This is a genomic window from Corynebacterium sp. HFH0082 (assembly GCF_000411235.1).
Classification (GTDB): Bacteria; Actinomycetota; Actinomycetes; order Mycobacteriales; family Mycobacteriaceae; genus Corynebacterium; species Corynebacterium jeikeium_D.
On the sequence record NZ_KE150404.1, the window covers coordinates 1,040,166 to 1,062,429 of the forward strand.

21 protein-coding genes are annotated in these 22,264 nt (G+C 59.8%); 16 read left to right on the plus strand and 5 right to left on the minus strand.

The window, feature by feature from the left end; all coding sequences use genetic code 11:
- Positions 1-2: 2 nt before the first annotated feature.
- From HMPREF1206_RS04435 to HMPREF1206_RS04465, 7 genes are all read left to right on the plus strand, one after another.
- On the plus strand, positions 3-545 hold the full coding sequence (locus tag HMPREF1206_RS04435; protein ID WP_016422172.1) for a MaoC family dehydratase: 543 nt from the start codon (positions 3-5) through the stop codon (positions 543-545).
- Positions 546-552: 7 nt separating this feature from the next.
- Positions 553-1,431 (plus strand): CoA ester lyase, encoded by an 879-nt coding sequence (locus tag HMPREF1206_RS04440; protein WP_016422173.1) that lies wholly within the window; start codon positions 553-555, stop codon positions 1,429-1,431.
- Positions 1,432-1,533: 102 nt separating this feature from the next.
- Entirely contained in the window at positions 1,534-3,288 is a 1,755-nt protein-coding gene (locus HMPREF1206_RS04445; RefSeq protein WP_016422174.1) for an AMP-binding protein, read from the plus strand.
- A gap of 4 nt (positions 3,289-3,292) precedes the next feature.
- A complete protein-coding gene (locus HMPREF1206_RS04450) occupies positions 3,293-4,045 on the plus strand; it encodes a CoA transferase subunit A (protein ID WP_016422175.1) in 753 nt (250 codons plus the stop codon).
- Positions 4,046-4,714, plus strand: a complete 669-nt coding sequence (locus HMPREF1206_RS04455; RefSeq protein ID WP_005509864.1) for a CoA transferase subunit B — start codon at positions 4,046-4,048, stop codon at positions 4,712-4,714.
- A gap of 58 nt (positions 4,715-4,772) precedes the next feature.
- Entirely contained in the window at positions 4,773-5,981 is a 1,209-nt protein-coding gene (locus HMPREF1206_RS04460; RefSeq protein WP_016422176.1) for an acetyl-CoA C-acetyltransferase, read from the plus strand.
- Positions 5,982-6,114: 133 nt separating this feature from the next.
- Positions 6,115-6,978, plus strand: a complete 864-nt coding sequence (locus HMPREF1206_RS04465; RefSeq protein WP_016422177.1) for a CoA ester lyase — start codon at positions 6,115-6,117, stop codon at positions 6,976-6,978.
- Here the strand turns inward: HMPREF1206_RS04465 and hypD are convergent, their stop codons facing one another.
- Both hypD and HMPREF1206_RS04475 read right to left on the minus strand, forming a co-directional pair.
- Positions 6,979-8,130 (minus strand): hydrogenase formation protein HypD, encoded by a 1,152-nt coding sequence (hypD, locus tag HMPREF1206_RS04470; protein ID WP_016422178.1) that lies wholly within the window; start codon positions 8,128-8,130, stop codon positions 6,979-6,981.
- Between the two features lie 17 nt (positions 8,131-8,147).
- Positions 8,148-8,417, minus strand: coding sequence for a HypC/HybG/HupF family hydrogenase formation chaperone (locus HMPREF1206_RS04475; RefSeq protein WP_016422179.1), 270 nt, complete (start codon positions 8,415-8,417; stop codon positions 8,148-8,150).
- Between the two features lie 123 nt (positions 8,418-8,540).
- Between HMPREF1206_RS04475 and hypE the strand changes: the two genes are divergently transcribed.
- Positions 8,541-9,683: a hydrogenase expression/formation protein HypE gene (hypE, locus tag HMPREF1206_RS04480; protein WP_016422180.1), complete on the plus strand. Its 1,143-nt coding sequence runs from the start codon at positions 8,541-8,543 to the stop codon at positions 9,681-9,683.
- On the opposite strand, the gene hypF is transcribed toward hypE, so the two are convergent.
- On the minus strand, positions 9,680-12,070 hold the full coding sequence (gene hypF / locus HMPREF1206_RS04485) for a carbamoyltransferase HypF (protein WP_042388453.1): 2,391 nt from the start codon (positions 12,068-12,070) through the stop codon (positions 9,680-9,682). The genes hypE and hypF overlap by 4 nt on opposite strands.
- Before the next feature lie 76 nt (positions 12,071-12,146).
- Here hypF and HMPREF1206_RS04490 point away from each other — a divergent pair, with 76 nt between their 5' ends.
- The 6 genes from HMPREF1206_RS04490 to HMPREF1206_RS04515 all read left to right on the plus strand — a co-directional run bounded on the left by HMPREF1206_RS04490 (position 12,147) and on the right by HMPREF1206_RS04515 (position 18,544).
- Positions 12,147-12,464, plus strand: a complete 318-nt coding sequence (locus HMPREF1206_RS04490; RefSeq protein ID WP_081636710.1) for a hydrogenase maturation nickel metallochaperone HypA — start codon at positions 12,147-12,149, stop codon at positions 12,462-12,464.
- 16 nt (positions 12,465-12,480) lie between these two features.
- Positions 12,481-13,299 (plus strand): hydrogenase nickel incorporation protein HypB, encoded by an 819-nt coding sequence (gene hypB, locus HMPREF1206_RS04495; RefSeq protein ID WP_042388459.1) that lies wholly within the window; start codon positions 12,481-12,483, stop codon positions 13,297-13,299.
- A gap of 333 nt (positions 13,300-13,632) precedes the next feature.
- Positions 13,633-14,871 carry a hydrogenase small subunit gene (locus HMPREF1206_RS04500; protein WP_016422185.1) on the plus strand — a complete coding sequence of 413 codons (1,239 nt, stop codon included), beginning with the start codon at positions 13,633-13,635 and terminating at the stop codon, positions 14,869-14,871.
- A gap of 13 nt (positions 14,872-14,884) precedes the next feature.
- Complete coding sequence (locus HMPREF1206_RS04505) at positions 14,885-16,633, plus strand: nickel-dependent hydrogenase large subunit (protein ID WP_016422186.1); 1,749 nt, start codon at positions 14,885-14,887, stop codon at positions 16,631-16,633.
- Positions 16,630-17,898: a Ni/Fe-hydrogenase, b-type cytochrome subunit gene (gene cybH / locus HMPREF1206_RS04510; protein WP_016422187.1), complete on the plus strand. Its 1,269-nt coding sequence runs from the start codon at positions 16,630-16,632 to the stop codon at positions 17,896-17,898. Before HMPREF1206_RS04505 ends, cybH begins: the two co-directional genes overlap by 4 nt.
- A gap of 61 nt (positions 17,899-17,959) precedes the next feature.
- Entirely contained in the window at positions 17,960-18,544 is a 585-nt protein-coding gene (locus HMPREF1206_RS04515) for a hydrogenase maturation protease (protein WP_042389177.1), read from the plus strand.
- Here HMPREF1206_RS04515 and HMPREF1206_RS04520 read toward each other — a convergent pair.
- Positions 18,541-18,900 (minus strand): hydrogenase maturation nickel metallochaperone HypA, encoded by a 360-nt coding sequence (locus HMPREF1206_RS04520; protein ID WP_016422189.1) that lies wholly within the window; start codon positions 18,898-18,900, stop codon positions 18,541-18,543. The two genes, HMPREF1206_RS04515 and HMPREF1206_RS04520, sit on opposite strands and share 4 nt — an antisense overlap.
- 40 nt (positions 18,901-18,940) lie before the next feature.
- On the opposite strand from HMPREF1206_RS04520, the gene HMPREF1206_RS04525 reads away from it, so the two are divergent.
- Both HMPREF1206_RS04525 and HMPREF1206_RS04530 read left to right on the plus strand, forming a co-directional pair.
- Complete coding sequence (locus tag HMPREF1206_RS04525; protein WP_016422190.1) at positions 18,941-20,278, plus strand: nickel-dependent hydrogenase large subunit; 1,338 nt, start codon at positions 18,941-18,943, stop codon at positions 20,276-20,278.
- A 21-nt stretch (positions 20,279-20,299) separates the two neighbouring features.
- Positions 20,300-20,560, plus strand: coding sequence for a HypC/HybG/HupF family hydrogenase formation chaperone (locus tag HMPREF1206_RS04530; protein WP_016422191.1), 261 nt, complete (start codon positions 20,300-20,302; stop codon positions 20,558-20,560).
- On the opposite strand, the gene HMPREF1206_RS04535 is transcribed toward HMPREF1206_RS04530, so the two are convergent.
- Positions 20,557-22,143, minus strand: a complete 1,587-nt coding sequence (locus tag HMPREF1206_RS04535; protein WP_016422192.1) for an LCP family protein — start codon at positions 22,141-22,143, stop codon at positions 20,557-20,559. The genes HMPREF1206_RS04530 and HMPREF1206_RS04535 overlap by 4 nt on opposite strands.
- Positions 22,144-22,264: the final 121 nt, after the last annotated feature.

Consider the following 22,264-nt stretch of genomic DNA (forward strand, 5'->3'; position numbering starts at 1 on the left):
AAATGGCTGACAACAACGCAACCGAAGTCACCCGCGACGTCGTGCAGCGCGGACTGTGGTTCGAAGAGTACGAGGTTGGCGCGCGTTACCTGCACCGTCCGGGGCGAACCGTCACTGAAACCGATGACGTCCTCTTCACGACGCTGACCATGAACACCCAGCCACTGCATCTGGATGCGCACTGGTCGAGCCAGCAGCCGGGATTCGGAGGCGAGCGCCTGGTCAATTCGATGTGGACGCTGTCGACGGTTGTCGGGCTGTCTGTCGGGCAGCTGACGCTCGGCACCATCGTCGCCAACCTCGGCTTCACCGAAGTGGCGTTTCCCGCACCGATGTTCCACGGCGACACCCTGTACGCAGAGACCGTCTGCCGTAACAAGCGCCTGTCCAAGTCCCGCCCCAACCAGGGCATCGTCGAGCTCGAGCACATCGGACGCAACCAGGACGGCACCGTCGTCTGCCGCGCAGTCCGTTCCACGCTCGTCCAATGCGCACCGACTTCGCTTGACGACGGCTCCGAGAACGCAGCTTCAGCGGGGAAGTGAGTGGCTCATGTCTACGCATAACTCCTGGCAGCCGCTGGGCCCTGCAATTCTGTTTGCGCCGGCCGATCGGCCAGAGCGATTCGGCAAAGCTGCTGACCGCGCCGACATGGTGATTCTGGATCTGGAGGACGGCTGTCGCGCAGAAAACCGTGAGGCTGCCCGCGAGGCTATCGTCTCCTGTGACCTCGATCCGGCCCGCACCATTGTGCGTGTCAATCCACCGGAGGTTGAGGACTACGCAGCGGATATTGACATGCTGCGTGGCACCGCTTTCCGCCAGGTGATGCTGCCCAAGGCTTCCTCGGCGCAGCAAGTGGATGAGTTGGTAGCGGCACTGGGGGAGAAGACCCAGGTCATTGCCCTTATCGAAACTCCGCTTGGGGTCATGCGCGCCGAAGAGCTGGCGCAGGCCGATGGCGTCGTTGCGCTGTTCTGGGGCGCAGAGGACCTGGTGGCGGGCTTGGCGGGAACGTCATCACGCTTTAGCGAAGCAGAGGCTGCACTCGCGCCGGGCCGTATCTATGCGGGCAGCTACCGCAGTGTGGTGGTACATACCCGCAGCCACGTTCACCTGGCGGCAGCGGCGCACGGTAAGGCCAGTCTGGATTCCATCTACGTAAATATCTCCGACGCGGATGGGCTAGCTGCGGAGGCAGCCGATGCCGCTGCGTTGGGATTCGCTGCCACCGTCTGTATTCACCCAGGTCAGGTCCCGACAATCCGCCAGGCTTATCGCCCTAGCGACGAGGAGATTGACTGGGCGCGTCGGCTCTTGGCGGAAGCGGAAAAGAACACCGGTGCCTTCAGTTTAGACGGCCAGATGGTGGATGCGCCGCTCTTCCGTCAAGCAGAAGCCATTGCTCGGCGAGCCGCTGTAACCGGTTAGTCCCACAGCCGGTAACTACCACTGATTTATCCCCCCTAAAGAACACAATTCCCTCTCACACTCCGCACTATGCGGAGTCACTTAAACCAAGGAGATCTCCCCATGACCGCGACATTGAAGAACCACGCAGAACAGCGCACTGCTGATCCTTCGAAGCTGCCGGAGGGCTTCACCACTGTGCCGGCACCATACGGCAAGGATGTTGTCGATGCTGATGGCAACAAGATGAGCCACGTGTTCGGCGCCGGTGTCGAGCAAGGTGCCGCTCCACTTCGCGATGAGACTCTCGGTGAGAACCTGCGTGCGATTGTGGAGAAATTCCCGTCTCGCGACGCCGTCGTTGACGTCTACGCGGATGTCTCCTTTACCTTTGAGCGTTTCTACAACCGAGTTCTGCGTCTGGCCAGCGCTTTCATCCGTGAGGGCTACCGTCCAGGAGATCGTATCGGCATTTGGTCCACCAACCGCTGGGAGTGGACCGTGGTGCAGTACGCCTGCCACCACATCGGCCTGGTGCTGGTCAACATCAACCCGGCTTACCGCCAGCACGAACTGAACTACGTGTTGGAAAAGGCAGGTGTGCGTATGGTGTTTGCCGCCCGCCGCTACAAGGACTCCGATTACCGAACCATGCTGATCGAGGCCTCCAAGCAGCGCGGTGTGCGCCTGGACAAGGTCATCTACTTCGGCTCCTCCGAGTGGTACGAGCACATGCACAGCGAAATCGATGACCTGAGCGAGTACACCTCCCAGCTGAAGCCGGATGATCCGATCAACATCCAGTTCACCTCGGGCACGACAGGCTTTCCCAAGGGCGCTACGCTGACGCACCGCAACCTGCTGAACAATGGTTACTTCATCGGTGAGCTGTTGGGCTACACCGAGGCCGACCGCATCTGTGTGCCGGTGCCGTTCTTCCACACCTTCGGCATGGTGATTGGCACCTTCGCTGCCTTCACCCACGGTGCCGCTATTGTCATTCCGGCTCCGTCGTTTAAGGCGCGTGAAACGCTCAAGGCTGTGCACTCGGCTAAGGCCACCAGCCTCTACGGCGTGCCGACGATGTTCATCAATGAGCTTGAAGAAGCCCACGACCAGGAGGAATACGGCTCCCCTTACGACCTGTCGCTGCTGCGCACAGGTGTGATGGCAGGTACCTCGTGCCCGTCGAAGACCATGCGTGATGTGATGGACAAGCTCAATATGCGTGAGATTGCCATCTGTTACGGCATGACCGAGACTTCGCCGGTGTCCTTCCAGACCCGCGCGGATTCCCCGCTGGAAAAGCGCGTCAACACCGTCGGGCAGATCATGCCGCACCTGGAAGCCCGCATCATCTGTGAAGAAACCGGCGAGACCCTACCACGAGGTGAACAGGGCGAGGTCGTCGTCCGTGGATACTCCGTGATGAAGGAGTACTGGGAGCACCCGGAAAAGACTGCCGAGGCCATCGACGCCGACGGCTGGATGCACACCGGCGACTTGGGTGTGCTTGACGACGAGGGCTACCTGTCCATCACCGGACGTATCAAGGACATGCTCATCCGCGGTGGTGAGAACATCTACCCGCGCGAGATTGAAGAGTTCCTGTTCACTCACCCGGCTGTTGTCGATGCACAGGTCATCGGCGTGCCGGATGACAAGTATGGCGAAGAAATCATGGCATGGGTAATTCTGCACGACGATGTGGAAGACCTCACCGCTGAGGACGTGGCGGCCTTTGCCCACGGCAAGCTGTCGCGTCACAAGATTCCGCGCTACGTCCACGTCGTCGAGGAGTTTCCGATGACCGCGTCGGGCAAGGTTCGCAAGGTTGAGATGCGTGAGATGGCTCCGCGAATCCTGGGCTGGGTGTAGAACAATGTCAAAAACAACTGATCAGACCGGTCGCGAGCTTGTCGCAGGCCTCGTCACTGATGGAATGACCCTGGCAGTCGGCGGTTTCGGCCTTTGCGGTGTGCCATATACCCTCATCGAGGGCGTGCGCGACTCCGGGGCAAAAGACCTCACCATCGTGTCCAACAACATGGGCATTGACGGTACTGGGCTCGGCATTCTGCTGGAGAACAAGCAGGTGGCAAAGGTAGTGGCCTCCTACGTCGGCGAGAACAAGGAGTTTGCTCGCCAGTACCTCGAAGGAGAAATCGAGGTGGAGTTCACCCCACAGGGCACTCTGGCAGAGCGTCTTCGCGCAGGTGGCGCAGGTATTCCCGCGTTCTACACCGCAACCGGCGTCGGCACGCTCGTTGCAGAGGGCAAGCCCCACGCCGACTTCGACGGACAGACCTACGTGCAGGAGCGTGGCATCGTTGCCGACATCGGCCTGGTGCACGCCTACCACGGCGATATTGACGGCAACCTTGTCTATCGCCGGACCGCGCAGAACTTCAACCCGCTGTGCGCAGCATCCGGCAAGGTGACCGTTGCAGAGGTGGAGTACTTGCTTGGCCGCGGCGAGATCGACCCGGATCTGGTGATGACTCCGGGTGTGTATATCCAGCACATCGTTCGCGGTGACGGACGCGAGAAGCTCATTGAAAAGCGCACAACTCGGCCACGCAATACCGATTCCAGCCACGATGCCGGTGACGCGGCAGCAGGGGAGGAGATTTAAATGGCACCTGCGAAGACAATTATGGACAAGGGCTGGAGCCGTGACGAGATGGCACAGCAGGCCGCTGAAGAGCTGCGCGATGGCGACTATGTGAATCTGGGTATCGGCATTCCGACACTGGTGGCAAACCATATTCCCGAAGGCGTGCGCGTTCTGCTGCAGAGTGAAAACGGAATTCTGGGAATGGGTGCCTTCCCATATGAAGGCGAAGAGGATGCTGACCTCATCAATGCGGGGAAGCAGACCGTGACATTGGTGCCGGGCGCGGCAATCTTCGACTCCGCCACCAGTTTCGGCATGATTCGCGGCGGTGCCGTGAAAATGGCCGTGTTGGGTGCGATGGAGGTGAGCCAGTGCGGTGACCTGGCCAATTGGATGATTCCGGGAAAGATGGTCAAGGGCATGGGCGGTGCGATGGACTTGGTCGCCGGTACCCCTCGAGTGGTGGTTTTGACCGATCATGTTTCCAAAGATGGCAAACCAAAATTGGTAAAAGCCTGCGAACTGCCCCTCACAGGTGCAAAAGTAGTGAAAAGGATTATTAGCAACCTGGGAAGCTTCGATGTCGCTGATGATCACCTGGTGCTACGCAGGCTGGCACCTGGGGTGACGCTGGCAGATATCGAGGCCAACACCGAAGCCGCATACGTGGTTGACCTCGAGAATTAAATACGCAGCAATCATGGTCAGTCCACACTCATCAGTTTTGACTTAGGAGAATCCATCCATGAGTAACCTTCCAGCTCCCAGCCCGAATGATGTCGTTATCCTCGCTGGTGCCCGCACCCCGCAGGGCAAGCTGCTCGGTCAGCTGGCACCGCTTACTTCCGTCGAACTTGGCGCTCATGCTGTCAAGCACGCTGTCCAGCGTTCCGGCGTTGCCCCGGAAGAGGTTCAGCACGTCGTTCTGGGCCAGGTGATTCTCGCAGGTGCTGGCCAGAACCCGGCTCGACAGGTCGCCATTAAGGCGGGTCTGCCATGGAATACGACTGCTGAGATCGTTAACAAGGTCTGCCTCTCGGGCCTAAACGCTGTCATTCACGCCGCTCGCTTGATTCGTCTCGGTGATGCAGACGTCGTTGTTGCAGGTGGTCAGGAGTCCATGACGCACGCTCCGCACGTTGCACGCGGTGTTCGTCAGGGCAAGTCCTTCGGTGCGCTGAAGCTGGAGGACACCTTGGAGCGCGACGGTCTGGTCGACTCCTTCGATGGTGTGTCCATGGGTACGCTTACCGACGGTCCGAACAGCGACCTCGGCATTAGCCGCGAGCAGCAGGACGAGGTTGCGGCCGCTTCTCACCAGCGTGCGGCTAAGGCGCAGGAAGACGGTATTTTCGCGCAGGAAATCGCTCCAATCGAGATTCCGCAGCGCAAGGGTGACCCGGTAGTTGTCGACACCGACCAGGGCATTCGCCCGGAGACCACGGTGGAGACCCTGGCTAAGCTGCGCCCGGTCTTCCTGAAGGAAAACGGCACCATCACTGCCGGTAACTCCTCGCCGATTTCCGACGGTGCCGCAGCAGTTGTGCTGGCATCGCGTGCTTACGCAGAAAAGCACGGACTGGACTACCTCGCAGTTGTGGGCAAGGCTGGCCAGACCGCAGGTCCGGATAACTCCCTGCACGCTCAGCCTGCGGACTCTTTGAAGGATGCCCTGCGTCGCGCTGAGTGGGACGCGCAGGAGCTCGACTTCATCGAGATCAACGAGGCATTTGGTGCGGTGGCCGTCAAGTCCCTGCGTGAGCTGGACTACCCGCTGGAGAAGACCAACATCCACGGTGGCGCGATTGCCCTCGGCCATCCGATTGGCTGCTCTGGTGCCCGCCTGACTCTGACCGCTGCGATGGAGCTGAACCGTCGCGGTTCGGGTCGCGCTGGTGTGTCCCTGTGCGGTGGCGGCGGTCAGGGCGATGCGCTGCTGCTGTACCGCGACTAATCGCGAAAGGCTGAAAAACTCAGCAAGCCCGCGTTGTGGTTTCCACTCTATGGATGCCACAACGCGGGTTTTGTTGTCTCCTGGGGGAGCCCCTGCGCGAAGGTGATTCGAGTTTTCAATTAGGTTAGGAGCTATGACAGGCTTTAGCTCCCTCGATGGTGAACAGACCTTCCCTTGGCTTCCCTCTGGCCCGGCGCTACTCTTCGCCCCGGCTGACCGTCCGGAACGTTTCCAGAAAGCTGCTGAACGATCGGACATGGTCATCATTGACCTGGAAGACGGCGCTGCCGTTGACAATCACGAGCAGGCACGTGCGAACATCATCAACAATCCGCTCGACCCGGAGACGACTATTCTTCGGATCACCGGTCCCGGGACTCCGACCTTCGCGGAGGATGTCGCCTTTGCCCGTGCATGTGATTACGACATCGTCATGGTGCCCAAGATTCGAGACTCCATCCCCGCAGAGCTCGAGGGGTTGAAGATCATCGCGATGATTGAAACCCCGCAGGCCATGATTAATATCCAGCAGATTGCCACGCACCCGGACGTTGTGGGTCTGTTCTGGGGTGCCGAAGACCTGACCGCCGAACTCGGCGGGGTGTCCTCGCGGCAGAGTGTGGATGAAAACCCACGTCGCCACTACCGAGACCCGCAGCGTCTGGCGCGAGCACTTGTTCAGGTCCATGCAGCTGCAGCGGGCATTGCCGCCATTGATGCCATTCACGCTGATTTCCGGGATGAGCGTGGCCAGTATCTCGAGGCACTCGACGCAGTGGGGTGCGGATTCCTGGCTACTGCCTGTATTCACCCGGCGATGGTGCCACCGGTGCGTAAGGCATACAAGCCGTCGGACGCAACGCTGGCCCGCGCCCGGGAGATTGTCAAGCACGCTGGAACGCATACCGGCGCCTTCCAGCTCGATGGTGAAATGATTGACGCGCCCGTCGTAAAGCAAGCCGTGGCAGCGCTCGCGCGAGCGGGAATTACGGAGTAACTAGCGGCGAGATTTCGCCAGGTTCTCGGTGACCTTCCGATCGATGCGGCCGAAGTTGTAGTACGCCGCACAAGCGCCTTCGGGGGAGACCATGCAGGTGCCGATGGGGGTCGCCGGGGTGCAGGCAGTGCCGAAGACCGCGCACTGCCAGGGCTTGATGTGGCCGGTGAGCACAGAACCGCATTCGCAGGTCACGGGATCTGGGATACGGCGCCCCGGCACCTGGAAACGACGCTCGGCGTCGAATGCCGCGTATTCCTCAGAGATGCCGAGGCCGGAGTTTTCAATCCAGCCGAGGCCACGCCACTCGAAGGTGTCGCGGAGAGAAAAGACGCGGTCCATAAGTTTCTGCGCGGTGGTGTTGCCGGAGGAGCGAACGACGCGCGCGTACTGGTTGTCCACCCGCGACTTACCGGCAGCAACGTCGCCGCTGACGAATTGATCCAGCAGCATGACGACGGCCTGGAGCACATCCAATGGCTCAAAACCGGTGACCGCCACTGGCAGATTAAACTCGCGCGGCAGGAACTCAAAGGCGTCCGTGCCGGTGGTTGTAGCCACGTGACCTGGGCCGATAAACCCATCAACCTTGGTTTCGCCGCCGTTGACGATGGCGCGCAGCGGCGGCTCGATAAGTACGTGGTTGGAAAACACGGAGAAGTTTTCCACGCCCTGCCGGCGTGCGGCCTCAACGGTCACGGCAGTCGACGGGGCGGTGGTCTCGAACCCGACGGCGAAGAAAACGACCTGCTTATCGGGGTTGTCGGTGGCAATTTTCAGCGCGTCGAGAGGCGAGTAGACAAAGCGTACATCGGCGCCGCGCGCACGTGCCTGCATCAGCGACGTTTCGGACCCCGGCACGCGCATCATGTCGCCGAAGGTCGTGAAAATGACGTCTTCCTGCTGTGCCAGCCAGATGGCATCGTCGACGCGCCCCATGGGGATGACACAGACGGGGCAGCCGGGTCCGTGAATCAGCTCGATGTTCTCGGGTAGGAGGTTTTCCAAGCCGTAGCGGTAAATGGTGTGCGTGTGCCCGCCACAGACTTCCATCAGTGCGATGGGCTTTTCCAGCTTGGTGGCCTCGCGTTCGATGCGTGCGAGCAGCTTCTTCGCAGCGGCGGGATCGCGGAATTCGTCAACGTATTTCATGGTGCCGTCCAGCCCCCTTAGTTGATCTGTGACGATGAGAAGGATTCCAGCTCATCCTCGTAAGCGTCGCCACCTAGCTGTTTGATTTGCTGGAGCGAGAGCCTGGCCTCTTCCTCGTCGATCTTGCTCATGGCGAAACCGACATGTACGAGAACCCAATCACCGGCGGTGAGGCTCTCGTCAATAAGTAAATCGGTGGAAATCATGCGTGCGACGCCACCAATTTCCACTGTTGCACGGGCAGCATCGTGGACTTCCGTGATGACGGCGGGGACACCAAGACACATACGCTTCTCCTCGTTTGCAATACTTATCGAGACTACCATCAGGAGCAGCGAGCCTCGTTTTCGAAGGACGAGTGACGCAAGCAGTTTTGTCCGCCAGCAGCTGTGAAGTTAGGGATAGTGAGCATGCAGCCGAAGAATCGTCTGAACACCAACGAAGCCAAGGTAAACACCAATATTGGTCGCGTTCGGGCACGTCCGTTCAGGCTTCTCGACGATTACGTCACCTTGCAACACGGCTCCGGTGGAAAGGCCTCCGCAGCTCTGGTTGAACAGGTCTTTTTCGACGCCTATGGCAATGAAATTTTAGGGCAGGGTGGCGACTCCGGGCTGTTCGCTGCCGATGCCGTCGTCGAGGCTGCGGCAGCTTCTGCACATGGTGGGGCGCGGTTGGCAATGTCCACCGACTCCTATGTGGTCAATCCCATCGAGTTCCCGGGCGGCAACATCGGGGATTTGGCCGTCAACGGCACGATTAACGATCTAGCGGTAGCTGGAGCCAGGCCCCTGGCGCTGACCACATCGTTCATTCTGGAAGAGGGGCTGGAGATTGCGACTCTGCGCCGCATTGTGGCGAGTATGCGCGTCGCTGCCGATGCCGCAGGGGTGAGCATCGTCGCCGGCGACACCAAGGTTGTGCCGAAGGGCGCAGGTGACCAGGTCTACATCACCACGGCCGGGGTGGGCGTGGTCCGCGGCGACTACGCCGGTGCCGCTACGGAAGGATCTGTCTACGCAAACATCGAGGCCGGAGACCGCATCCTCGTCTCCGGTCCAATCGCCGATCACGGCATGGCCGTCATGCTCGCCCGCGGCGACTTGGCTCTGGCCGCGCCTATCGAGTCCGATACCCGTGCCGTCAACGGCCTGGTCGAGGCACTACTTGAAGCTGCCCCCGGCACTCGCTGGATGCGCGATGCCACCCGTGGCGGCCTCGGCACGGTCGCCAACGAGCTCGCCCGTGGCACCGGTCTTGGTGTCGTGCTTGACGACGATTCCATTGCAGTCCGTGAAATGACCCGTGGCGCCTGTGACATGCTTGGCATCGATCCGCTCTACGTCGCCAATGAAGGTACCTTCGTCGCCGTTGTCCCCGCCGAGCAATCCGAGGCAGCGCTCAGTGCACTCCACGCAGCCGGGGCTTCCGAGGCTTGTGATATCGGCTCCATCGAGGACGAGCCCGCCGCTTCCGTGGTACTGGTCACCGGATTCGGTGGCACCCGCATGGTGGACATGTTGGTCGGCGACCCGCTGCCGCGCATCTGCTAGACATCCATGCCCGTTGCCGCCAGCAGGCGGCCGGCCACCGCCTGACCAAGACTCAATCCGCCATCGCCCGGCGGCACAATTTGATGCTGCAACAGAGTAATGCCCTCAGCTGCAACTTCGCGCCGCAGCAGCTCCATCAACAGCGCATTATTCGCGCAACCCCCGCTGACGCCGACAACATCGGTGCCGGCTTCCTCCGCAGCCTGCACCAATCGCTTGCCGACGACACCCGCGACCCCACCGTGAAACACAAATGCGGCCTGCTCAGCGTCAGGCGATGCTACCGCCTCCCGAATGGCGTCCTGGAAGGGCACTGGCTTGGTCTCTGAACTGACCGCTTCAAGCGCTTCCGCATGTGACCTCACGTAGCGAGTCGCCGCTGCCTCCAACTCCATGGCCGCTTGCGCCTCGTAGCTGATGGCTCCGCCACCGCGCCAGCGAGGAAGCAGCAGTGCTGCGGCGGCATCGAATATGCGGCCGAGAGATGAAGTTTGCACTGTGCCAACTCCCGTCGCCAACTGGCTTTTAACCAGGGCTACTTCGCGCTCGTTGGAGAGATTGCGCAGGAGGTGGTCGTCGTCAAGCTCCCATGCGTGAGTGAGACCGAGGGCGAGCCTCCACGGGTGTGTGACGGCACGATCGCCGCCGACCAACGGGAAAGAGGGGCAGTGCCAGGTGCGTTCCCAGTTTGCGGAACTGCGACTGAGCGTGAGGATCTCGCCGCCCCAGATGGTGCCATCAGTGCCGTAGCCGGTGCCGTCGAGGGTGGCGACGACGGCACGGCCCGCGTTCAGGGAAAGGAGACGGTGCTCGGCGAGTAGGGAAAGCGCGTGGGCGAAGTGGTGTTGAACCGCGAGCAGCTCGATGTCGTGCTCGGCGGCGAAGCGTTCGGCGAAGGCGGTAGTGGCGTAGTCCGGATGCAGATCGCAGACGACAAGCTCCGGGGTCGCGTCACGCATGGAAAGCAGCTGGTCAACTGCTCTCTGGAAGGCCTTCTGACTGGCCCACGAACCCATGTCGCCAATGTGCGCGGAGACGTGAGCGAGGTCCCCATGCGCGATAGCGAAAGTGTTCTTCAGCTCTCCGCCGGTCGCGAAAATGGTGGGTTGGGACGTGCTCCGGGCGCTGGTGCCAGGGCCAGGGCCAGTGTGGCTACGAGAATCGGTGGGCGTGATTGAAACGGGGACGGGAGCGAAGCCGCGGGACCGGCGCGATGGGGCGGTGCCGATGAAAACCGAATCTTCAACGGGTACGTGGATTTCGCGGTCGTGGAGGATGAAAGCGTCGGCGATGTGACCGAGCTTCTTCAGCGCGTCGGCATTGTCGGTACAGACGGGCTCGCCACTGAGGTTGCCGCTGGTGACCACGAGCGGGCGATCGCAAAGCAGCAGGTGAATGCCTGAGTACGGAAGCATAATCCCGAAGCTGTCGAGGCCCGGTGCGATGAGATTGGAAAGCGGCCCCGACCGCTGCTTCGGTGCAATCACAATCGGTGCCTCAGGGGAGTCGAGGAAACGCTTCTCCTGCTCAGTTAACTCAACCAGTTGGGCAGCGGTGTCAACAGTGGGGGCCATTACCGCTAACGGTTTGTCGGGTCGACGTTTGCGCATCCGTAGTTTCTCGCAGGCAGCGTCATTGGTGGCATCGCAGACCAGGTGAAAACCACCAATACCTTTGACGGCGAGCAGGGCGCCGTCGTCAAGCAGTGCGTGTGCGCGACGAAAGAGCGCGAGAACCTCCTCGCGGGAGGTGGCGGTGGCGGTGCCGCCTGCATCGTGCCAGCTCAGACGCGGGCCACAGTCGAAGCAGCTGATTGGCTGAGCGTGATAGCGGCGGTCGGTGGGGTCGGTGTACTCGCGCTCGCACGGGGTGCACATCGGAAAGGCCGCCATAGTGGTGCGCGGGCGGTCGTAGGGCAGTTCAGTGATGATGGACAGGCGCGGTCCGCAGTTGGTGCAGGAGATGAAAGGGTAGAGGTAGCGCGGGTTGGTAGGGTCGAAAAACTCACGGCGGCAGTCCGGGCACAGTGCAGTGTCGGGCGGAAGCAGTGCGCGGCCGGAGTAGCTGTGGCGAGAGGGCACGATGGTGAACTCGCGCTCATGGCCCAGTGTCGCGATGTGCTCGGCGGAGTGATTGATGATGCGGGCAAGCGCCGGCAGTTCGGTGAAAAGCTGGCTGCGTAAGGCAGCGAGGGCGTCCGGTGGGCCTTCTACCTCGATGAATACGCCCTGCTCATCGTTGCCACAGAAGCCGACGAGACCCGCGCGCCGGGCGATGGTGGCGACAAAAGGGCGGAATCCGACCCCCTGGACGATACCTTCGATACGCCAGCGAATGCGTTGAATACTCGTACCCATCCCCGCCCCGGTCGCGCCTGCCTTTTCCATGCATTCAACTTTACGTAAGCGGCTCGGGTCCGTTCGCACTGCTAGTTTGGAGATTGTGCACGAAGTAGCGTTGAGCATGCAGTTAGCGAAGGTTGTCACGAGAGCAGCCGAAGGTCGAACTGTACGCACTGTGCACCTGCGGATAGGCGCTCTACGGCAGGTTGTGCCAGAAACCCTTTCATACGCGTGGGATTTCGTCAGTCGCGATACCGGTTTGGGGGACGCGAAATTGGATATTGACTGGGTACCTGCGGTTGTCGAATGCGCGCACGGGCATCGCGAACAGGTGGGGCCACTCGACGGCCTGCTGTGCCCCACGTGTGGAAAGCCAGGACGCGTAATCTCGGGGGAAGAGTTCACAATCGTCGACATCGACGTCGACACGCACAAGTAGGAAAGACGGTTTTATCATGGGACGTTTCCACCGGCATGACGGCGATGACGCACACCACCATCACCACCATCATCATGACCACGACCATGACCACCATCACGGCCATGACCACGTTCATCTCGCCGATCCCGATGACACTAGCCACGGCGACCACTCAGGTTATGAAACCGGCGTGGAACGCGTGACCATCCTCGAGGACATCTTCAGCGAAAACGACCATCGCGCGGAGCACAATCGCGAGCTGCTTGCTGAACATGGCGTGGAAGCCATCAACCTGATGAGCTCCCCGGGGTCAGGCAAGACTGCGCTGTTGGAGAAGACACTGGCGGCTGCGCAGGGAAAGCTGCGCGTCGGCATTATCGAGGGCGATATTGAGACGGCTCTCGATGCCGACCGCTTGGAGGGCTACGGGGCACAGATTTCGCTGCTGAACACGGGCAACGGATTCGGTGGTGAATGCCACTTGGACGCCCCGATGGTCTCCCGCGCGCTCGAGGGGCTGGATTTGGCCACGCTTGACCTGGTCATGATTGAAAATGTGGGAAACCTTGTCTGTCCGGCTGAGTTTGAGGTCGGTGAGACTCGTAAGGCAATGGTCTACTCCATCACCGAGGGGGAGGATAAGCCGGTCAAGTACCCGGTGATGTTCCGCTCTGTGCAGGTAGTGGTTATCAACAAGATGGACCTTGCCCCGTACCTTGACTTCGACATGGAGCTCTTCCGCGCCAACCTGGAAAAGGTCAATCCAGGCGTGAAGGTGATTGAGGTCTCCGCTAAGACCGGGGCGGGCATCGACGAATGGCTCCGTTGGGTCAACCCTGCGCTGGTTGATTAAGCGCGCGCCGGGGGCCGTCGTGAAGCAATGGGGGCGTCACGGCATGCTTGACGACGGCCCCGCTACCCCCCCCTCGCTTCGCTCCACCTTAGTGGGGGATAGGTGATATCCCGCTGTAATCTGCGGCGGTTTTTCACGTTCACTACCTGTACCTGGAGCTATATTTACGCAACATTTATCTTGCATATTATTTTGTTATAACCGCAGCGCAGCACCATTATTCAGGTTGTTCTTAGGTCGCTATACTTGGCCATGTATAGGCAATGGGCCTTGGTAGTTGTAAAACCTCGAAACCAATATTCCTAATAACTAAGCAGAAGGCGCAGCGAAAAAATGATTAGTGGCGCGAATTGGCAGGAAGGGACCCTCGGCGAAAACCTCGCTAGAGCTGGTGTCTCACGGCGCAGTTTCATGAAGTTTTGTGGCACTATGGCGGCAATTTTTGCCGCCGGAACTCCGAATGTCGGTGAGGCTGCGGCGCAGTCACTGACTCCCTCGGCGGAGGAAATCGCAGATAAGCTCTCGGCTGTAAAGAAGCCGAAGGTGGCTTGGCTGCAGTTGCAGGAATGTACCGGATGTATGGAATCCGTATTGCGTTCCGGAGGCACCACTGCTGAAGATGTGGTGCTGAACCTGGTTTCGATGGACTACAACGAGCTGCTCATGGCACCGTCCGGGCATGCGGCTGAAAAGGCTTTGGACGACATGAATGCCGAGGATCACATTCTGGTGGTCAATGGCTCGATTCCGACCGGCGAGAACGGTGCGTACTGCACCATTGGCGGTAAGTCGGCAGAACAGGTGCTGCTCGAGGCTGCTGAGAAGGCCACGGCAATCCTGGCCGTTGGTGCCTGCGCAGTCTGGGGTTCTGTCCAGGCTGCTAAGCCGAATCCGACCGGTGCCAAGGGTGTCGATGAGATTATCAAGGACAAGCCGGTGATTAACGTCTCTGGTTGTCCGCCGATTGGTGAGGTGATTACGGCCACCCTGACGTACGTACTCACTTATGGCAAGACACCGGAGGTCGACGCTGAGGGGCGGCCAAAGTTTGCCTATGACCAGCGTATTCACGACTCCTGCCCGCGTCGCGCGCATTACGATGCCGGTCAGTTCGTGAAAACCTTCGACGACGAAGGCGCACGAAACGGCTGGTGCCTTTACGAGGTCGGCTGTAAGGGGCCATCCACGTTTAGCCCATGCCCAATCGTGCAGTGGAACCTTAAGTCCGGTTGGCCAATTGGTGCTGGTCACCCATGTATTGGCTGTACTGAGAAGGACTTCTTCGACCAGTTCACTCCGTTCTACGACAAGCTGCCGGGAATCCCGGGTATTGGAGTGGAGTCCAGCGTGAACACGGTCGGCGTTGGACTGCTGGCTGCCACTGCCGCAGGTGCCGCGGTCCATGGCGGACTCACACTGGTGAAGGAACTGAAGATAAGGCGCTCCAACGGCGAAGAAAAGGTGTTGGCTGCGTTTGGTGGTGTGGAAGGCCGGAAGCCACCGATGGTCGACCTTCCTTCAAACGCACCAGGCACGCAGAGCGAGACAGCATCCGATTCGAAGGACAACTAAGGGGGCATAGGACATGGCTACGGAAAAAGTTGTAATCGACCCGATTACCCGAATCGAGGGACACCTTCGCATTGAGCTGGAACGCGAGGGAGACCAGATCAAAACCGCGTGGAGTGAGACTACTCAGTTCCGCGGTATCGAAACCATTGTGAAAAACCGCGATCCTCGCGATGTCTGGGCATTCGTTGGTCGTATCTGTGGTGTGTGCACGGGTACTCACTCGGTGGCGTCCATTGCCGCTGTCGAAGATGCCATTGGCTCGACACCGCCCCCGCAGGCACGTCGTATTCGCGACCTGGTGATTGGCTCGCAGGAGATTCACGACCACGTCGTGCACTTCTACCATCTTCACGGTCTGGACTGGATTGATGTCACGAAGGCTCTCGAGGCAGATCCGAAGAAGACCGTTGAGTTCGCGCAGTCGATCGGCTCGACGTGGAAGGGCAACAACGAAGAAACCTTCGCCCGGGTCAAGGAGACCGTGCAGGGCATTGTGGACTCCGGCCAGCTGTCCATCTTCACCGGCGGCTACTGGGGACATGAGGACTACCGCTTGCCACCTGAGGCCAACCTGATGGCAGTGTCGCACTACCTCGACGCCTTGGCTTTCCAGCGCTCTATCATCCGCATTAACACCGTCTTCGGCGGTAAGAATCCACACCCGAACTTCCTGGTCGGAGGCATGGCGTGCTCCATCGACCCGGAACGCTCTGAGACGGTCAACCAAGTCGGCATTGATCAGATCAAGTCCTGGATCGACGAGATCGTGGAGTTCGTCAATGACTGCTTCTACCCAGATGCAGTCGCCATCATGAGCGTTTACAAGGACTACTTCGACATCGGTCGCTCCTCCGACAGCTTCCTGGCGGTAGGCATGGCCGGCGCCACTTACTCCGGCGACCCGGCTAAGTCCCGTGTCCAGACCGTGCATCCAGACATCAAGCCCGGTGTCATTCTCGACGGTGACTACACCAAGCTCCACCCATTCCAGCCGGAAAAGATCGAGGAATTCATCAACTCCGCCTGGTATACGCAGGAAGCCGGCGATGATGTCGGCCTCAAGCCGTACGACGGCGAAACAACTGTGAACTACACCGGCCCGAAGCCGCCGTACGAGTGGTTGTCGGACAATGAAAAGTACACCTGGTCGAAGGCGCCGCGTTACGACGGTCGCGCTGTTCAAGTTGGCCCGGTTGCTCGTGTGCTGTTGGCATACCTGCAGAAGGAGCCGGAGACAATGCGCCTGGTCGACGAGGTCATGGATAAGCTCGACCTGCGCATTGAGCAGATGAACTCCACTGCGGGACGCACCTACGCACGTGCTGTGGAGTCTGTGACCACCGCCAATTACTTGGCAGATCACATTTTCCCGGAGTTCGTTGAGGCCCTGAAGAACGGCGACATCGATGTCTTCGACAACAGCCGTTGGGAGCCGACCACGTGGCCGGAAAAGTGCCAGGGCGTGGGCTTCCTCGAGGTCGCTCGTGGCATGCTCAGCCACTGGGTCAAAATTGAAAATGGCAAGGTGACCAACTACCAAGCCGTGGTTCCCACCACGTGGCTGGCCGGTGGCCGTGACCCGAAGGGGCAGCTTGGCCCATACGAGCACGCGCTGGCTGGCGATGGCACACATCCGCTGGTTGATCCCGAGCAGCCGCTTGAACCACTTCGCACGATTCATTCCTTCGATCCATGTATGGCCTGCGCAGTCCACATTTTGGATCCGGCTGGTCAGGAAATGTTTAAGGTGACGACGGCATGACACCCCCAGTGAGTGAAAATCCGGAACTGCGACTAAAAGATTCCAAGGGCAACCCCCTGGTTATTGCGGTTATTGACGCACACACCAGCCACTGGTTGTCGCCATCCGAGGTCATTCAGGCCGCAGCAATTGTCCCGGACGACTCCCGCGATCCTGTCGACCTTGCGCTAAAGGTCAGCTTGCGTCGTCGTCGTGACGATCTTTTCCACCTCGACGGCACGCCACTGATGAAACTGACCCCGGATTCCTACGACCCGGCGACGCCTGACCGCCGTTACTCCATTGCCAAGGTGCACGGCCTCAACATTGCGGATCAAACGGTCGATGTCGCCATCATGCGCGGTGAATTGAATGCGGTCGTTGAGGCATCCACGATGTCCCGTGAGGAAGGCGTTCTACTTCGTCGTAACGCGAACATGCATCATGGTCGCGGGCACCGCAGCATGGGCGTCGCGCTTGCGCCCATTGACAAAGACGGAAATATCATCGGAGAGTTCATCTTCGAAGGATTCGTGGCAATGGGGCTGCGGAAACTCGACGAGGCCATTGCGGAGAACAAGAAGGGCTCCGGTTCGTGGGTCGAGGTTCACCTGTGGGGATGGGCGCTGCGCGTTCAACATTGGTTGAACCTGGCGCTGATGTTGGTGATGACCTTTACTGGCTGGTACATCATGCAGCCCTATTTGACTGAGCGCACCTATGACGGCTCGGCCGCGGGATTCGCGATGGGATATGTCCGTTTCGCGCACTTCTTAGCCGGATTCCTATGGATCGCGGTGGGGCTATGGCGTGTCATTCTGCTGTTTGTTACCCACGACCGACAAACACGATGGCGTGCGCTATGGCCGATTTATAACAAGCAGGATGTTAAAGACCTCTGGCACACGATGCAGTACTACCTCTTCCTGCGCAAGGAAGGGCCGTTCTACTTCGCACACAATCCGCTGCAGCAGCTGGCGTACACCGGCATTTACGCGATGTGTTTCATCCAGATGCTCACAGGTTTGTCGCTATACGCGATGATGGACCAGTCCAACTGGTTCTTCCAGCTGTTGGCTATGCCCACGCACTGGATTGGCATCGGCTACTTCCGCCTGATTCACACAATCATCATGTACCTGATTTGGCTCTTCGCCATCATTCACGTCTACCTGGTTATCCGCTCCGATGCGGTACACAACCACGGTGGTCTGTCCTCGATGATTGGTGGCTCTGTCTGGCTACCGCGCGGCACGCAACCGGTTGACTCTCCACGCATTGGATAGGAGATCATTGGGTAACGATAAGGTGTCCGACGCAGTCACCGGTGCTGATGCTGGCACTCCGTTGGTGACGGTTCTTGGCATCGGCAACCCCGTCATGGGCGACGACGGCATTGGTCTCGAGCTGCTGAGGCGCCTTGCCCCAGAACTGGAATCTGCAGGCATGGGGCAGACAACGCAGGCCGGGGATTCTGCGCATCTGGTCTGGTCGCCCTCTAACCTCGATGATCCTGCGAACCTCGCCGGGCGAGGGGACGAATGGACGGGTGCGGTTGCCTACATCGATGGTGGCACCTGCGGTATGGAGTTGCTGCCCATCGTGCAGGAGGCCAAGAACCTATTGTTGCTCGACGCTCTCGCTGGTCCGGGGGATCCCGGTACCGTCGTCAAGCTCGTCGGTGACCAGATCCCTAGACTATTGGCGGCAAAGCTGTCCGCGCATCAGGTCGGCTTGCTGGATTTGCTCACCGCGGCGCGACTGCTGGGGCAGGAGCCTGAGCGCGTCGGTGTGGTGGGAGTGGTCTACGAGTCTGCCGACATGGTGGTGGGGCTCAGCAACACGGCACTTGGCGGCATTGAGGAGGCGACTGAGGTTGCGCGCGAGCTCATCGACAGCTGGCTTGCCGACGAGCGCGCCAGTGACGTCTAACCCTCGCCCTCAGCGTTGACCTCAATACTGGAGATTTCAAACTCGCGGCCGTGCCGCAAATCCGCAGTTGGGGTGCCGCAGACAGGGCAGGTTAGAGCATAGAATTCATCAATTTCATGCTCAGCCTCGCAGGTGGGGCAGTAGACCGTCGAGACAATGAGCTCGGCATCTAACTCGGCGCCCTCACACTGCGTCGCGGCACTGGCCACAGGCCATGCGGCGATGAGGGAATCGTAGACGACCCCGGAGCGGTCGCCCACACGCATTGACACCTTTGTCACGGTACGTCCCGGGCAGACCTCGGCAATCTTTTCCACCACGCTGGTCAACAATCCAAGCTCATGCACAGATACCATTATGGCGAAGTACTCAGCGCGAAGGAGGCGCAGGCGGACCATGTCATCCAAATCCGTTCCGGTTACCCAGCACATCCAGCTCGATGAGCTTGTTGACCCATTCGAGGCACGACTGGATGTCTATCGCGATGACAACGGCGCCATCACACAGGTGTCCTTCGACCTTTCAGGGCTGCCGCGTATCGACGGGATGCTCGTGGGCAAGCAGGCATTAGATGTGCCAGATATCACCAAGCGGCTGTGTGGCCTGTGCCCGGTTGTGCATCATCTTGCAGGTGTACGGGCGGTGGAGGACCTCTACGGGATTTCCGATATTCCCCGCACCGCACAGTTGATTCGAGAGCTGCTGGCGGCCGGGTCGACCTTGGATAATCTAGCGACCAAGTTTGTGGCCGCCGACCGCGAGGGGGCGCGGGCAATGAAGCGTGCGGGAAAAGCTCTGATGCGTGCAGCGGGGGCACCGTCGCATTTCCCAGATGTCGCCGTCCCTGGCGGTGTGCGCGCGGCAGTGGATACGACGTTAGTTACTGAGGCAGAAAGTGCTCTGGAGGCGCTGGCTGAGATGGCGGTAATCAAGGAAGTGGCGCCTCTTGTCGCCCCTGATGCTCCTGATGCTTGGACGGATACTTTTGACGGTCTCGACGTCGCAGTCGTCGATGCTGACGGTGAGCTGGCTCCGCTGGGAAATTACCTGGCAGTCGCGCGGCACGACACCGATACCGCAGCGCAGTTTTTCCCGGCTGCTGATTGGCCTACACGTGTTCGGGAATCCCGTCCGGGCGATGCCGCTCCCAGACCGGTGTTTGATGCCTCGAAGGAGCTGGGCAAGGATGGCTGTGAAGGTCAGCGGGCAGATTTCTACCGGGTGGGGCCGGTCTCCAGGCAGGTTGTCGTCGATAAGCGTGGAATCAGCCCACGCGACGCCCAACGCCAGCTTCTCGCCGACACCGTGGCCTGGGCGAAGCGGGTGCTTGCCGACGGGGAGCTGCTCGGCGACCATGTGTGCAATCCGAATGCTGCGACGGCGATTGAGAATGCTGACTTTGAAGAACCTCGCAGCGGTGTCGGGATGATTGACGGGCCACGTGGGCTGTTAGTGCATCGTTATACGGCAGGAGCTGACGGCATCATTACGGATTGTCAGATTATGACACCGACTGCGCAGAATGAACCCTGGCTGACGCGTATGCTAACCGAGCAGCTGTGCGGTGGCGGGGAGACTGCGGGGGTCGAGAAGTCGATTTGGGCCGCTGATCCGTGCCTACCGTGTAGTTCGGCACCTGCGGGAGTGATGACATTCACGATGCAGGAACATGCCGGTGCACCTGCGGACAATATAACAACGGATAGCCCTGGTTCGGCGGACGCCCGACTGTAGTGGAGAGGACGAAGTAACACGATGTGTCTTGGAATTCCTGCCCGGGTTTTGGCAATCGCCGATGGTCCATTGCCGATGGCGACGGTGGATATGGCGGGGCAGAAGCGGCAATGCTCGGCAATGTACGTGCCTGAGCTGGTGGCAGGTGATTGGGTGTTCGTCCAGAACGGGTTCATCATGAACGTGCTGGACGAACAGGAGGCCAAGGAGGCCTTGGCCGCAATTGAGGAATATAACCTCATCGAACATGTCGCTGAGGTCTCCCCGAAGGGACGGGCCTAGTTCACGCAGGTCACGCCGGCGGCGTCGATAGCGGGGCGATCTTCCTGCGGAATTGCCCCGCCTTCCTGGCCGATGACATCGCCATTGGAACCATCTTCGACTTCAGGCGCGGGTTCGGCACCGTCGCCCGAATCAGCGGCCATTCCCTCTGATGTCAATCCCGGGCCTTCGTAGTCACCGGCAATTGTCACTGAGATGTGGTGTGGATCGAGGTATGGATCGTGGACAATCGGTACGCCACCGAGTGCTTCAGAGATGGCCTGAGCTGCCGGATCCTCTGGGTCAGCCGCATTGATCTGGCTGGAGGCAACGCCGGCGAACTCAGCGTTGCCGACCTCTCCCTGGGTGTAGCCCTTTTCCGTTAAGAAGCCTGAGACGCCGCTGGCCAAACCTTCGATGCCTGTGGCGTTGTAAACGCTGACTGTAGTTTCAGCCGCGTTGGGGTCAGCCTTCTTTTCGTCTTCTTCCTTCGCCGGAGCTTTTTCTTCCTTGGTGCCCAGCAGGGTCTCGAAGTACTGGTGAACCTGGCCCTTATCGATTGTGACCACCGACTCGCCATAGTCACCGACACCGTCAATCGAGGTCACCGGGATAGTTTCAAACTTCACGTTGCCACCACTGAGGCCCTGCATCTGGGTGGCAAATCCGGTGACATCCCAGTTGTCGTCGAGCACCACCGAACGCTGGACGGCGTTGCCCAGTTCAGACAGCTTCGCGGGATTAGACAGCGTGCCAGCGCCGAGCAGCTTATTGGTGAACGAGGCCATGAAGACCTGCTGGCGAGTAATTCGGTCGAGGTCACCGCGGGGCAGACCATGGCGCTGGCGGACGAATGAGAGCGCGTCGGCGCCCTTCAATGTCTGTGAGCCCGCTGGGAAATCTGCACCCGAGAACTCGTCGTAGACAGCCTCATTCAGACATACATCGACACCGCCGATGGCATCGGTGAGCAGGACGAAGCCGAGCAGGCCAACTTCTGCGTAGTGGTCAACGGTGATACCGCTGAGGTCGCTAATGGTTTCAATCAGAGCTCTACGTCCGGCCTCGGTCGAGCGACGCTCAATGTCTTCCGGCGAGGCCCCGCTTCCTGCGAGTTCCTCTTCCACCATTTGCTTTGTGTTGCCGTAGACACCATTAATCTTTGTGTTGCCTAGGCGATTGGTGTGGACATAGGTATCGCGCGGAATGGAAATTGCCGTCGCTGAAGAACCATCGGCAGGAACACGAATCACAATAATCGTGTCTGTATTCGTGGCTTCTTCGTCGCCAGCACGCAGAAGCTCAACTTCTTCCGGAGTCAGCGGGTTGCCCTGGGCATCGGTGCGAGAGTCGGAGCCGACGAGCAGAATATCGGTTGCACCGTCCTTCTCACTGCCCAGACCGAAGTCGCCACCCGAACCCAAGTTGTCGGTGGTCCTACCAAGTGTCCACCAGCCAACTGCGGAAATAACCAGGATAATGGCTGAGAGCAGCACAAGCGCATTGCGTAGCATCGGCGGCCAAGCTTGGGCTGTACTCTCTGCAGAGGACGGTGGCGCTTGAATATCGCGTGCGTGACGCGCGCGTGGCGTGTGGCTGCTCAAACCGGGGCTCCTCTTAAACCGTTTTTCGAAAATATAATTTGTGCTGCATGTCTGCGTGGGCATTCCACACATCGTGGAGCGCAGTAAGCAGCTGCGGAAACTACATAAACCTTAACCGTCC

Coding starts and splice junctions, on each gene's coding strand:
- HMPREF1206_RS04435 (WP_016422172.1), top strand. CDS start 3: ATGGCTGACAACAACGCAACCGAAGTCACCCGCGACGTCGTGCAGCGC.
- HMPREF1206_RS04440 (WP_016422173.1), top strand. CDS start 553: ATGTCTACGCATAACTCCTGGCAGCCGCTGGGCCCTGCAATTCTGTTT.
- HMPREF1206_RS04445 (WP_016422174.1), top strand. CDS start 1,534: ATGACCGCGACATTGAAGAACCACGCAGAACAGCGCACTGCTGATCCT.
- HMPREF1206_RS04450 (WP_016422175.1), top strand. CDS start 3,293: ATGTCAAAAACAACTGATCAGACCGGTCGCGAGCTTGTCGCAGGCCTC.
- HMPREF1206_RS04455 (WP_005509864.1), top strand. CDS start 4,046: ATGGCACCTGCGAAGACAATTATGGACAAGGGCTGGAGCCGTGACGAG.
- HMPREF1206_RS04460 (WP_016422176.1), top strand. CDS start 4,773: ATGAGTAACCTTCCAGCTCCCAGCCCGAATGATGTCGTTATCCTCGCT.
- HMPREF1206_RS04465 (WP_016422177.1), top strand. CDS start 6,115: ATGACAGGCTTTAGCTCCCTCGATGGTGAACAGACCTTCCCTTGGCTT.
- hypD (WP_016422178.1), bottom strand. CDS start 8,130: ATGAAATACGTTGACGAATTCCGCGATCCCGCCGCTGCGAAGAAGCTG.
- HMPREF1206_RS04475 (WP_016422179.1), bottom strand. CDS start 8,417: ATGTGTCTTGGTGTCCCCGCCGTCATCACGGAAGTCCACGATGCTGCC.
- hypE (WP_016422180.1), top strand. CDS start 8,541: ATGCAGCCGAAGAATCGTCTGAACACCAACGAAGCCAAGGTAAACACC.
- hypF (WP_042388453.1), bottom strand. CDS start 12,070: ATGGAAAAGGCAGGCGCGACCGGGGCGGGGATGGGTACGAGTATTCAA.
- HMPREF1206_RS04490 (WP_081636710.1), top strand. CDS start 12,147: ATGCAGTTAGCGAAGGTTGTCACGAGAGCAGCCGAAGGTCGAACTGTA.
- hypB (WP_042388459.1), top strand. CDS start 12,481: ATGGGACGTTTCCACCGGCATGACGGCGATGACGCACACCACCATCAC.
- HMPREF1206_RS04500 (WP_016422185.1), top strand. CDS start 13,633: ATGATTAGTGGCGCGAATTGGCAGGAAGGGACCCTCGGCGAAAACCTC.
- HMPREF1206_RS04505 (WP_016422186.1), top strand. CDS start 14,885: ATGGCTACGGAAAAAGTTGTAATCGACCCGATTACCCGAATCGAGGGA.
- cybH (WP_016422187.1), top strand. CDS start 16,630: ATGACACCCCCAGTGAGTGAAAATCCGGAACTGCGACTAAAAGATTCC.
- HMPREF1206_RS04520 (WP_016422189.1), bottom strand. CDS start 18,900: ATGGTATCTGTGCATGAGCTTGGATTGTTGACCAGCGTGGTGGAAAAG.
- HMPREF1206_RS04525 (WP_016422190.1), top strand. CDS start 18,941: ATGTCATCCAAATCCGTTCCGGTTACCCAGCACATCCAGCTCGATGAG.
- HMPREF1206_RS04530 (WP_016422191.1), top strand. CDS start 20,300: ATGTGTCTTGGAATTCCTGCCCGGGTTTTGGCAATCGCCGATGGTCCA.